The 13,127-nt window shown below is 46.1% G+C and carries 9 protein-coding genes; 8 read left to right on the top strand and 1 reads right to left on the bottom strand.

Going from position 1 to position 13,127, the window contains the following annotated elements; genetic code table 11:
• Window positions 1–100: 100 nt before the first annotated feature.
• Genes AC1DP6_RS22740 through AC1DP6_RS22720 form a run of 5 tightly spaced genes read left to right on the top strand, consistent with a single transcriptional unit; the run spans window position 101 to window position 7,899 of the window.
• Entirely contained in the window at window positions 101–3,679 is a 3,579-nt protein-coding gene (locus AC1DP6_RS22740; protein WP_477056878.1) for a SusC/RagA family TonB-linked outer membrane protein, read from the top strand.
• A gap of 17 nt (window positions 3,680–3,696) precedes the next feature.
• Window positions 3,697–5,124 carry a RagB/SusD family nutrient uptake outer membrane protein gene (locus AC1DP6_RS22735; protein ID WP_477056877.1) on the top strand — a complete coding sequence of 476 codons (1,428 nt, stop codon included), beginning with the start codon at window positions 3,697–3,699 and terminating at the stop codon, window positions 5,122–5,124.
• 35 nt (window positions 5,125–5,159) lie between these two features.
• On the top strand, window positions 5,160–6,056 hold the full coding sequence (locus AC1DP6_RS22730) for a substrate import-associated zinc metallohydrolase lipoprotein (RefSeq protein ID WP_477056876.1): 897 nt from the start codon (window positions 5,160–5,162) through the stop codon (window positions 6,054–6,056).
• Window positions 6,057–6,079: 23 nt separating this feature from the next.
• Window positions 6,080–7,474 (top strand): DUF4302 domain-containing protein, encoded by a 1,395-nt coding sequence (locus AC1DP6_RS22725; RefSeq protein ID WP_477056875.1) that lies wholly within the window; start codon window positions 6,080–6,082, stop codon window positions 7,472–7,474.
• A gap of 23 nt (window positions 7,475–7,497) precedes the next feature.
• Window positions 7,498–7,899: a hypothetical protein gene (locus AC1DP6_RS22720; RefSeq protein ID WP_477056874.1), complete on the top strand. Its 402-nt coding sequence runs from the start codon at window positions 7,498–7,500 to the stop codon at window positions 7,897–7,899.
• Window positions 7,900–7,983: 84 nt separating this feature from the next.
• On the opposite strand, the gene AC1DP6_RS22715 is transcribed toward AC1DP6_RS22720, so the two are convergent.
• A complete protein-coding gene (locus AC1DP6_RS22715) occupies window positions 7,984–8,298 on the bottom strand; it encodes a winged helix-turn-helix transcriptional regulator (RefSeq protein ID WP_477056873.1) in 315 nt (104 codons plus the stop codon).
• 127 nt (window positions 8,299–8,425) lie between these two features.
• Between AC1DP6_RS22715 and AC1DP6_RS22710 the strand changes: the two genes are divergently transcribed.
• From AC1DP6_RS22710 to AC1DP6_RS22700, 3 genes are all read left to right on the top strand, one after another.
• Window positions 8,426–10,615, top strand: a complete 2,190-nt coding sequence (locus AC1DP6_RS22710; protein WP_477056872.1) for a putative LPS assembly protein LptD — start codon at window positions 8,426–8,428, stop codon at window positions 10,613–10,615.
• Window positions 10,616–10,692: 77 nt separating this feature from the next.
• Window positions 10,693–11,811 (top strand): hypothetical protein, encoded by a 1,119-nt coding sequence (locus AC1DP6_RS22705; protein ID WP_477056871.1) that lies wholly within the window; start codon window positions 10,693–10,695, stop codon window positions 11,809–11,811.
• A 16-nt stretch (window positions 11,812–11,827) separates the two neighbouring features.
• Window positions 11,828–13,117, top strand: a complete 1,290-nt coding sequence (locus tag AC1DP6_RS22700) for a hypothetical protein (protein WP_477056870.1) — start codon at window positions 11,828–11,830, stop codon at window positions 13,115–13,117.
• Window positions 13,118–13,127 lie beyond the last annotated feature (10 nt).

Here is a 13,127-nt window from a genome sequence, read left to right as displayed (position 1 = left end):
GTGCAGGCTTATGCATTCAACCAAAAAAGGTGAGCACCGGCGTGTATTAACTGTCGCAGATACATTCCTGTCCTTACACTCAATTAAATCGCTGAGAGCTATGAAACTACTGTCCATTTTTTTACTTGCCTTTTGCTTGCAGGTAAGCGCCAGAAGCTACTCACAAAAGATTACGTATGCCGCGAAGCAAACGTCCCTGATCAAAGTGCTATCAGACGTTTCCAAAAAAACGGAATATGTATTCCTTTATGACTATCAGCTGCTGCAAAACGAAACCACACCAGTGACCATTAATGCGAAAGAAGAGTCACTGAACAGCTTCCTGCAGGAATGCCTGAAAAATCAACCACTGGATTTTGCCATAGACGGCAGAATGGTGACCATTACCCGGGCGAAACCAACACCGGTAAATATTACGGCGACACCACCTATTCATGGTATCGTCCGTAATACCAAAGGAGAGCCGATTCCAGGCGCGTCTGTAAAAGTGAAAGGCAATACCAAAGGTGCCATCACCAATGCTGCCGGCGCCTTTGAGCTGGAAGTACCGGATGGTGCTACCATCGTGATATCGGCCATCGGCTATAAAACCATGGAAATAAAAGCGAAGGATAACCTGGTCATTTCACTGAATGAAGATGTGACAGAGCTGGGTGGTGTGGTCGTTACCGGTTTCCAGACAATAGACCGTAAGAAATTTGCCGGAGCAGCCGTTACCCTGAAAGCAGATAATGTAAAAATAGACGGCGTTACAGACGTAAGCCGTATGCTGGAAGGCCGTGCTGCAGGTGTGAGTATACAGAATGTTTCCGGTACTTTCGGATCCGCACCCAAAGTACGTATCCGCGGCGCTACCTCTATCTCCGGTGAAAACAAACCACTGTGGGTAATCGATGGTGTGGTACTGGAAGATATCGTCAACGTATCCAACGAACAGCTAACTAACGGTAACGCCAGTACGCTATTGGGGTCTTCCGTTGCAGGTATTAATGCCAATGATATTGAAACATTCGATATCCTGAAAGATGCCGCCGCTACAGCGCTCTACGGCGCCCGCGCCATGAACGGCGTAATTGTGATCACCACTAAAAAAGGAAAGATCGGCAGCCCCGTAGTATCTTATACCGGCAATTTTGGTGTGCAACTGAAACCTTCCTACAACAATTACGACATCATGAACTCCGCCGATCAGATGTCGGTATATGCAGAACTGGAACGTAAAAAACTGTTGAAACCGGAAGAACTGATCAACGAACCGACTTCCGGCGTATATGGTAAACTGGGCCGCCTGCTGCAATATCCTGATGGCGACAATAAGTTTGGTGTATTAAATACCCGGGAAGGCAGACAACAGTGGCTGCTGAAATATGCCAATGCCAACACCGACTGGTTTGACTTACTGTTCCGGAATTCACTGACCCAGGAACACTCCCTCAGTATCTCCACCGGTACTGATAAATCACAGCTCTATCTCTCTACCAGCTTCTTCAATGACCAGGGATGGACCGTTGCAGATAACGTAAAAAGATATACGGTGAACCTACGGGCCAACTATACCCCTAACAGCAGGTTAACTTACGGCTTCCTGGTAAATGGTAACGTACGTCAGCAGAAAGCACCGGGTACAGAAGACAGGGTGACAGATGCGGTACAGGGTACCTATACCAGGGACTTCGACATCAACCCTTTTTCTTATGCACTCAGCACCAGCAGAGCATTAACCGCATATGACGATAAAGGAAACCTGGAGTATTTCACCCGCAATTTTGCCCCATTCAATATCCTGGACGAAACAAAAAACAACTACACAGATCTGAACCTGATGGACTTCAGATTGCAGGGTAACCTGGGTTATAAAATCAATACACATTTGAACTACGAATTTACCGGCGCAATCAGATACGCCAAAACAACCGTAGAACATAAAGTGAATGAAAACTCCAATGAAGCCAATGCCTACAGGGCAGCCGGCACCACCATTATAACTGAAAATAATAAGTTCCTCTATAAAAACCCGGACTTCCCCAACGACCCGGCAGTAGTGGTATTGCCTTACGGAGGTTTCTATAAAAGAAAAGATATAGAACTGAAGAACTATACCTTCCGGAATCAGTTGACCTTTAACCAGTCATTTAACAACGACAGGCACCAGCTCAACGCGCTGGTGGGACAGGAAGTGAAATATGCGGACCGCGTAACCTCTGGTAGCACCGGCGTGGGCTACCAGTATAATACCGGCGGAACACCTTTTGTCAATTACCTGTTCATTAAAAAGATGACAGAGAATAATGAGACTTACTATGGTATGAGCAATGAATACGATCGCTTCATCGCTTTTTATGCCAACGCCAGTTATACCTATCTTAATAAATACACCCTGACTGCCACCGTAAGGGAAGAAGGCTCCAACAGGCTGGGTAGCTCTGCTAACGCCCGCTGGCTGCCTACCTGGACAGTAGCTGGTGCCTGGAACGTAGACCAGGAAAATTTCCTGAAAGAATCATCTGCCGTAAGTCATATGATTGTGAAAGCCAGTTATGGTTTAAATGCCAGCACTGGTAGCGCCACCAACTCTACCGCTATCCTCCGTTCCTTCGTCACCAACCGCCCTTACATCGTGGATCAGCAAACAGCTATCCTGCTGGCGGCACTGGAAAATGCGGATTTAACCTGGGAGAAAAAATATGAACTGGACCTCGGCACGGATGTCGGCTTCTTTAAAGAAAGACTGGGATTCACTTTTGATTACTACCGCAGAAAAAGCTTTGACCTAATCGGATTGATCAGAACCTCGGGCGTAGGCGGACAGGTAAATCAATTTGCCAACTATGCCAACATGAACTCTCATGGAGTGGATGTGTCATTGACAGGTAAGCTCATTGCACATAAAAATATCAGTTTAAGCAGCACCCTTATTTTCAGCTATAACAATACCCTGATCACCAATGCAAAAAATAACCCGGTGATCATGGACCTGATTGGTGAAGGCGGAGGTGCGCTGGAAGGATACCCGGTAAGAGGCTTGTTCTCCCTGCAAAATGCAGGACTGGATCCCTATGATGGAAAGGCCAGATTTATCAATGATACTGGTAGCGTGTCTCCCGGTGTTTACCTGCAGAGTCATAATGTAAAGAACCTGAAATATGAAGGCCCTTCAGATCCTACCATCACCGGCGGCTGGAACAATACTTTCCGTTACAAAAATTTCTCCCTGAGTGCATTGGTTACTTATCAGGCAGGTAATAAAATAAGATTAACACCGGTATACACCACCAACTATTCCGATTTTAATGCCCTGCCCAACGAGTTTAAAGGAAGATTTACGCTACCCGGAGACGACAAAAAAACCAATATCCCGTCTGTAGCAGATATCTATACACAGGTAGATCTGCTGAACAACACGGAGTATCCTTACAACAACTATAATTTCTCGCACGACCGTGTGGCAGATGGTGGTTTTGTAAGACTGAAAACAGTGACGCTGAGTTATCAGCTCCCATTACCATTGTTAAGCCGGATAGGATTAAAAGGCGGCTCAGTAACGGCAACCGGAAACAATTTATGGCTTATTTATGCTGATCCCCGCTTACATGGCCAGGATCCGGAGTTTTATAATACTGGTGGTGTAGCCCTTCCGGTAAATAAACAAGTCACCTTTTCGCTGAGAGTAAGCCTTTAATTCAAAAAGTATCAATTATGAAAAAACTACTGATATATATAGGTCTGATCACTGGTATCCTGTCATTGCCAGGCTGTAAAAAATACCTGGAAACCCTCCCGGATAACAGGACCGTGATTACTTCACCGGAACAGGTATCCCAGTTGCTCACCACCGCTTATCCGCATGGTACCTACATGTTATTCTGCGAAGCGCTGAGCGATAACGTGGAAGATAAAGGAAACAATGGTGTGGGAATAGATCAGCAAACATTCCTGATCAATTCGCAAACATTCAAATACCAGGATCCTGAATCCGTGACAGAAGATTCCCCGGTAGCTTACTGGGATTCCTGCTACGCCGCTATTGCCGTTGCCAACCAGGCACTCACTTATTGCAACGGACCGGATGCCGCCAATTTTTCCGCACAAAAGGGAGAAGCACTGGTATGCAGAGCCTATGCTCATTTCATGCTGGTAACCCTGTTTGCCAAAGCATACAATCCGGCTACCGCTGCCAGCGATCCGGGTGTACCTTATATTACGGAAGTAAGCAAATCCGTTTTCGCTAAATATGACAGAGGCACAGTAGCCAACGACTATAAGCAGATAGAAAGTGATCTGACGGCTGGCCTACCACTACTCCAGGATAAAATGTATGGTGATGCTCCCAAATTCCACTTCACCGCGCAGGCAGCACACGCATTCGCTGCGAGGTTCTATTTATTCAAAAGGGAATACGATAAAGTAGTAACACATGCCACCGCTGTTTTTGGCAGCGCAAATATTGCATCGCTGATACGTGATCAGGTAGCCGTTTATGGCATGTCGTACGATGACATGGTCACCAACTACACCAGCTCCAACAGCCCTGCCAACATTTTACTGCAGGAAGCACCCGGATCAAAATACATGGACAACTATTATTCCTATCGTTATGGTATCGGGACGGCGCTGAATCAGGAATTGTTAAACTCCGACAACGTAACCGGTGGCTTCTATGCCATCAGTATATATGGTGCCAGTCCCCAGTATTTCAACTTTCCTAAATTCACCAATAAGTTAAAAATACAACCCTTATTTAGTATGGAAGAAGTGCTGATGAACAGGGCTGAAGCCAATATCCGGTTAAAAAATTACCCGGCAGCCATCGCAGACATCAATATATGGATCAGCAAAAATGTTAGCCGCTATACACCGGCAGCGCATAATGTCACCGTCAATAAAATCATCGCATTTTATGGATTGTCACAGGACGCCTCCATGATACAAACGGTGCTGGACATGAAACGGATAACCTATCTGCAGGAAGGACTGAGATGGCTGGATATTTTGCGGTTGGATATACCGGTAATACATACCGGCGCCAATAACTACAGTACCACACTGGTACCCGGCGATAAAAGACGATTGTTGCAATTACCACCCGAAGCTGTCAATGATGGTATGGCACTCAATCCAAGATAAACAACATCCGGTTTAACCTTTCTAAAATGAACACCATGAAACTGAATATATTTCCCAAACTAATGCTGTTACTGTTGCTCGCAACAGGATGGAGCGCCTGTAAAAAGGAAAACGCGCACCTGGATGTGATCCCCGTAGGACTGGGTGGCGACTCTACCGCCACCACACCCAGTGATGTATTTATTTATGATAGTCTCACCATCCCTTATAACATTGCGGTATACTATAAATGGCAACCGGGGCAACTGGATTTTCCTTATGAAATTGTTCCTCCAAAGGAAGCACAGGTAATCCCTTCCCTGAAAGCATTGCTGGCAGTGGCATTCGCACCTTACAACGACCAAACCGGCAGTACGGTCTTCTTAAGAAAATATCTCCCTAAAGTACTTAAAATGGCAGGCAGCGGACAATACCAAAGTAACGGCTCCATCATTTTAGGTCAGGCAGAAGGTGGCACTGCTATGCTGCTGTATGAGATCAATAGCTTCAGCAGACTGGCAAAAGATTCCGCTATACTGAAAGAAATGGGACATACCATGCACCATGAATTCGGGCATATCCTGAACCAGAACATTGCGTTCCCGGTTTCTTTCAAACAAATTACGCCTCACTACACCGGCAACTGGTACAATATTGCTGATCAGACTGCCCGGCAGGAGGGATTTATCTCCGCCTATGCAGAGTCGGATCCGAGAGAAGACTTTGTTGAAATGGTGGCAACCATGTTGATAGGTGGCAGGAATGGTCAATCCGGCTATGATGATTACGAAAAAATAATGGCAGAACAAACCGGTGGTCCCAACTCCGCCTCTTATGCCTTACTAAGGGCCAAAGAAGCAGCGGTAGTGGATTATTATGCGAGAGCATGGTCCATAGACTTTTACGCACTGCAACGCAGATGCCGTCGTGCACTGACTGCCTATTTCCAATAATTGTATCATCTGAATTATTATTTATGAAAAAACTAACGATATATCTGCTTTGCATCACTGCCCTGTTCTCTGGCTGTGACAGAAAATCGGATCTGAATATAGATGGTAAATCTACCGACCAGCGGCTCACAGAAGCCCTGGCAGCCTATCAGCAAAAGCTCGTTGATGCACCTTACGGATGGGTGCTCACAGAGTATACTAATGGTACCGCTCTTAATGGAGGCGTCACACAAACCGGTCCCAAAGTCATCTTCTCTTACTACATGAAGTTTGATAAGAGCGATAAGGTATCGATGATCTCAGACTTTAGTCTGCCGATGTCTACCACCTTCAATACCTCCTCCTACTTTATCAAAGCCACCCAGCGTCCTACGCTGATCTTTGATACCTACAGCTATGTGCATACGCCCTGTGATCCGGATGCATCTATATCCAACAGTCCTTTTGGTTATGGCTTTGGCTGGGGTACTGACTTTGAATTTTCATTTGCCGACAATATCGCGGCAGCTGATTTAGGAGATACCATCCATCTCCGCGGAAATCTGAATAAAAGCGATGCCATCCTCGTGAAAGCCACGCAGGAGGAACAACAGATATTCACCACTGCCGGATTTGGCGCTTATAATACTTTCAATAAAATCCTGACCTACTTCAAACAGGTAACCGGCGGTACAGAACCATTTGAATTAACGCCCGGCATAGGCGGACGTTCCTTTAATATTAAATCAGCCAGTCATCCGGAGCTGATTAATGTAGCTTTCCAGTCTACCGCACATAACATTGTACTGGAAACACCGGTAACCTTAGGCGGACAAACCATCAAGAGCTTCAACAACCTGGTATGGAATGCCGCCTCGAAAACCATCAGCACCAGTATCAACGGCACTACTGCCGCTACTATTTCCCCGGCCCTCGCCCCATTGGCGCCGGAAGCTGATATCGCGGTAAATTTCTATATCGAGGGCAGTGACAATCCATGGCTGGCCACAGCGGGCTTTCATGTAAAGGGCGTGGATGATGCCTATAACCTGTTGAAGCTTACTTACCCGGGAGGCAACTACTTCCGGTTTGTTTTCTATCCTGGTGGCGTAGGTGTAGGCGGCGGCAACTTCATGGATATTGTATCTCCTTACTTCCTGGGTATCGATGACAACTATCCTTACTTAGGCTCAGGTGGTATTTCCAATACTTTTTTTGATGGCGATCGTATCGTATTTGACATGCTGGATTTTGGTTCTCCTGTGGTAAATCCACCGGATCTGTTGTCCACTATTATTCTCCTGGCCACCGGAAAAACCGCGCCTCCGTATGCCGCGGATTCTCCCGGATTTTATGTTGTACGTAAGGAAGATGGCACCTCTTATGACATGGTTTCGGCTGGTGATGCACTGGGATGGATCACGTGGAGTCATCAATAATTTTTAATTCAAAATAACAGCAAATGAAAAAGATATTATTAATAGCCGTTATTACCCTGTTCTGTGCTCATCATATATATGCACAACAAAGTAACCCCCGCGCGGTGGATATCATAAAAGCAGATCGGGTAAAAGCCGTTTCGAAAATTGACTTCACCCATATCTTTCTACAAAAGATAACGGTGTCGGATACGCAAAAGCCGCAGGTAAACAAAATCATAGCAGACTACCTGAATGCGAAAAGAACCCTGGCATTAGCTACCAGGAAAGATCCAACGAGTTATCAGCAACAACAACCGGCATTATTCAACACCTTTAAAACAAACCTCAGTGTGGTACTCAGTTCCTCACAAATGAGTACGTTCCTGGCCAGTAAACCAGCGCCGGGTGATAAAAGAAATTTCCTGAACATCCTATTTTATTAAGAGCGCTAAAAGAAGAAAGCTATGGTCGCAACATGTTGCGACCATAGCTTTCTTCTTTTTATAACATGATGTAACAGAGGGTTACTACTCCGCTTTCTTCCCGAATATCTCCACCCGATGCTGCTCCCCCCATTCTTTCATGGCGGTAATCACACCGGACAAGGTTTTGCAATACGGCGTCAACTCATATTCTACTGTAACCGGCCGGGTATCACATACGGTACGACTGATCAGTTTATTCATTTCCAACTCCTGCAATTCTTTCGAAAGCACCCGCGGAGAAATGTTAATTTCTTTCACCAACTCCCGGAAACGGCGCTTACCTCCTTTATGTAATGTTAAAAGTATGAGCAGCTTCCATTTACCATTGATAGCTTCCAGCGTATCCCGAACCGCCATGCCAGCGGATTTGCAAGCTTTTTCATCTAAATGCTCCATAACAGTATCCTTTTTGTAACTGATTCCACAAGACAAACATACATATTCCGGTATTATTTTCGCTAATCGGATGCTATCCGCAACGTACATGAAATTCATTTGCCAGCTTCTTTCAGGATTACTGATTGCCTTTATTCTTATGGCCTCCGGGAATCCACATCATGCTTATGCTAACATTGGGAATGCTACCGACAGCATTCCTGCTGATTCTATGCACATTGATACCGTACCTATACGCCTGTCCAAAGACACAATGGATGCTCCTATCCACTACAAAGCCAAGGACTCTATCGTGATGCAGATACCCAAAAAACGTATACTACTGTACGGCAATGCCGACACCAAATATAAAGAAACCGGCATCACGGCGGAACGGATAGCCGTAGACCAGGAAACAGGCATGGTAGAAGCAACTAAAATGGTGGATACCGCCGGTAAACCCTATGGCAGGCCAGTGATGACAGACAACGGTCAAAGCTTTGACTCAGATACCATGCTGTTTAATATCAACACCCGCAAAGCAAAAATTTATCATACCCGCTCCGTATACGGAGAAGCATATATAGGCAGCCAGCAGTCGAAACGAATGCCCGACAATACCATCTTCGGCTTTAAAAACACTTTTACTACCTGCGACCTGGACACACCACATTTTCAGTTCCGCGCCCGCAAAATAAAAGTCATCCCCGACAAACTGGTGATTTCCGGTCCGGCTAACCTGGAAATTGAAGGCATCCCTACTCCCCTGTTTATTCCTTTCGCCATTTTCCCACTCACACAGGGACAACGGTCGGGGATACTGCCACCGCAGTACGTAGTCAATCAACAAAAAGGAATAGGGCTCGAAAACGGCGGCTACTACCTGGGCCTGGGCGAAAACTTCGATCTCACCATGCGCGGGGATATCTATTCCTACGGCAGCTGGAGCCTCACTGCCAGCCCCACTTACCGCAAAAGATACAAATACAACGGAGGACTGAACTTCAGCTTTGCCAATACCCGCTTCGGCGATCCTAAAGTGACATCAGAATTCAGTACCTCTAAAGATTTCCGGGTAACCTGGAATCACAGCATGGACAGCAAAGCCCGTCCCGGCGTTAACTTCGGAGCAGCGGTCAACTTCGGGACCTCCTCCTATAACAAATACAACGTGTATGATTATAATACCCGTGTAAATAATAATATCGGATCATCTATTACTTTCTCCAAAACCTGGATAGGGAAACCTTACAACCTGACGCTGGGGTTGAACCATTCGCAAAACCTCAGTACCCGCGATGTATCCGTTTCCTTCCCGGATGGTACCTTCACTGTCAATACTATCTATCCATTCCAGCGGAAAGAAATGGTGGGCAGCCCAAAATGGTACGAAAAAATAGGCGTTTCCTATAATACTGTTTTGCGTAACCAGGCTAACTTCAAAGATTCCCTGTTTGGCAAACAGGCCATGTTTGATGCCATGCAAACGGGTATGCAACATAATATCCCGATTTCCTTTTCTATACCGGTATTTAAAACATTTACCTTATCTCCGGGCATTAACTATACCGAGTACTGGTATACGAAAAAGTTTATCCGTAAATGGAAAGATGATAAATACAATCCCGGGCTGAAGATGAATGGCGCTATTGACACCAGTTATGAAGCCGGATTTTTCACTGCCCGTGATGTCAGCGCCAGCATGTCGTTGTCTACCGCCATGTATGGCATGTACACGTTCAATAAAAATTCCAAAATAAAAGCCATCCGGCATGTGATGCGCCCTACTCTGAGCGCCAGCTACCGGCCGGATCTGAATCCCACTCTTTATAAGGAACTGCAATATAACAAGGCCGGTGACAAAACTATGGTATCCGTATATGACGGCGCCATTATCGGCGTGCCTTCTCCTGGTTCTTTTGGTGGCCTGAACTTCGGGTTGGACAATAACCTGGAGATGAAAGTATATTCCAAAAAAGATACTACGGGCAACCATGAACGAAAAATAAAACTGCTGGATGGTTTTGGGATCAACGGCAGCTATAACCTGGTAGCCGATTCCTTCAAACTTTCCACCTTCAGTTTATATGCACGTACCAACTTGTTCGACAAGCTGAATATCTCTGCCAGCGGTAATATTGATCCTTACCAGACAGATGCCCGTGGTCGCCGCATTGATAAATACGTATGGCAACAAGGTAGAATCAGCCTGGGTCGTTTAACCAACGCCAGTATGGCAAAGCCACCCAGCCTAATACAGCTGGTGTTTATGGCGAAAGCGAAAAATATATTGGGGTAAAAGGTGTTTCGGATGCACCGCAGCAGGCAGGTGTTGCGGGTGTTAGTCCGGAGGGACCGGGGGTAACCGGTGAATCTGTGAAATCAGTCGGGGTATACGGTCATAGTAAAGAATGGATCGGGATACAGGGCGAATCTGATCAACTGACGGGTGTATTTGGCAAGAGTAAAGTATGGCTGGGAGTACATGGCGAATCAGAGCGGTCAACCGGTGTGTACGGCAAGAGCTATGCAGGAACCGGGTTACATGGGGAATCGGCAAAAGGCTCCGGTGTTATCGGTTTCAGTGAGGCGTGGATCGGGGTATATGGAGAGTCGAAAGATCAGCCACCCCTTTCGGTTCTTAATCAGGACATCCCGCATGGGGAAGCCGAAGGAAAAGTACATCACCAGGGGCCCAAAATAGAGAAGGGGATCGGTATTGGTGTTCTGGGTAAAAGTACCTCCGGAAGAGGAGTACTGGGCGAAAGCCAAACCAACACCGCTGTAGAGGGCCAGAGTAACGCCGGATTTGGCGTATGGGGAGAAAGTAAAACTAATACAGGAGTAGTTGGTAAAAGTAAATCAGGAATCGGCATATGGGCGGAAAGTGAAACCTTTGAAGCGCTCCACGCAGAAACAAGATCGCCACGTTTACACGCCATCACTGCCCTTCACCTGAACCCCGTAGGAACCGGCGCTGCACTGTTTGCGAAGAAGGAAGGCCAGGGAGGGCATGCCGGATTTTTCGAAGGCAATGTTCACGTAACAGGTAACATAACCGCAGATGGAGATATCTGCTGCCAGGGGGCCGACTTCGCGGAAGATTTTAATGTGGTAAATGAAGTGGATGCGGAACCCGGCACTGTAATGATATTGGGAGAAGAAGACTTTCTCCGGGTAAGTGCAAACGAATATGATAAACGCGTTGCGGGGATCATATCCGGGGCAGGCACTTACAGACCCGGAATTATATTGGATAAGCAGCAATCAGTTAACGCCAGGAAACCACTTGCGCTGATGGGAAAGGTTTTTTGTAAAGTAGATGCGCAGTACGGTGCTATTGAAACTGGGGACCTGCTCACCACTTCATTTACGCCGGGACATGCTATGAAAGCATCAGATCCGGTGAGGGCATTTGGTGCTGTGATAGGTAAAGCACTGAAACCTCTGGCCAACGGACAGGGATACATTCCAGTGCTGGTGTCGCTACGGTAACTTAAAAAACCAGATCATGTTATCAGTTAAACAAGCCATTATACGGCAGGAGAAACTTTTAGGTGAAACATATTTTCCGCCTTATTGTCTTACCGCGTTAAATCAACGGTTTCAGCCCGGTGATCATTGTCTTATCAGCTTGTTGCGTAAGATGTACGGTCGCGCCGGAGGTTGGGAAATGCCGGACAAAGATACCGTGATACTAACCCGAGTGATCACTTCCGACGGATGGTATGCCTTTGGTGCAACTGTAACAGTAGTTTTGCACAGAAGTGGTGAGGTGAATTTTCGATGCGAGGTAAAGAATAGCAGCATTGGAGGCAGGGACCATTACGATTACAGGATTGCAGTGCTGATCACTACTTTAAGCGGTAAGGTAATATTGCTCCGGAAATCCGGTTTGATTGATCACAGAGGAGAAGATATTCTCCATGAAACAATGTCCAGCCCTGTGGTGGCAGAGTTTTTTGAAGAATTTATTAATAGCTGGATAGATACTGTTACAGATTATTCCAGCAGTATTGTAAGTACCATTGAAGACGGCATCCAGTTAGTGTTCTCCTGGATACTGGGGCTCGCACTTATCCCCACGCAGTTCATCGGATTTATTATTTTCCTGGGTACTGAATTAGGCTCACTGGCAGTTACCGGCTCATTCGAAACAGGTGCACGTATTATCAACGGCACATTATGGATGATGGGGCCTTATGGTACCTTCTATGCTATCGCCGGAGGCGCTGTGATTGCGATTGGATCTAACCAGAAAGAATTAGGCGAGGAAGAATACAATTGGGCCAACCAATTAATTTTTAATAATACGCTTCCGCCGAGAAATTCGATATTACTAACGGATACCACTGGCGCTAACCACCGGGGATTTACTTTTCCGATGTACGGTTCGCTGATCACGCTCAATATGGGAGCAGACGGTTTTGCTGATCCCCGGAAATATCTGGTAAATCAAACAAATCCCACCAACGGTACTATGCTGAAATATGGCGAAGTGCTTATACATGAGCTGGTACATGCCTGGCAAATTTATCACACAACTCTTTCCCAGACATTTATAGCGGGGGCTTTTGCAAATGCCGTATGTGAGCAGTTTGGCGTTAACCCATACCCTTATGAATGGCCACCGGAAAAACCATATGACACCTACAATCTGGAGCAACAAGCTGCTATTGTCAGCGATTGGTACAACGGCTTTTTCAACGGAGGGGAGTTCGATAAACTTAATATTGATCTTATCAATGGTGCAAACGATCCCAGGTTTAAATATATAAGAGACGTTATTCAGCATCCATAGCGAGCAACTT

This window comes from Chitinophaga sp. 01L420 (genome assembly GCF_056399985.1).
This window is presented reverse-complemented; position numbering and strand designations above follow the sequence as displayed.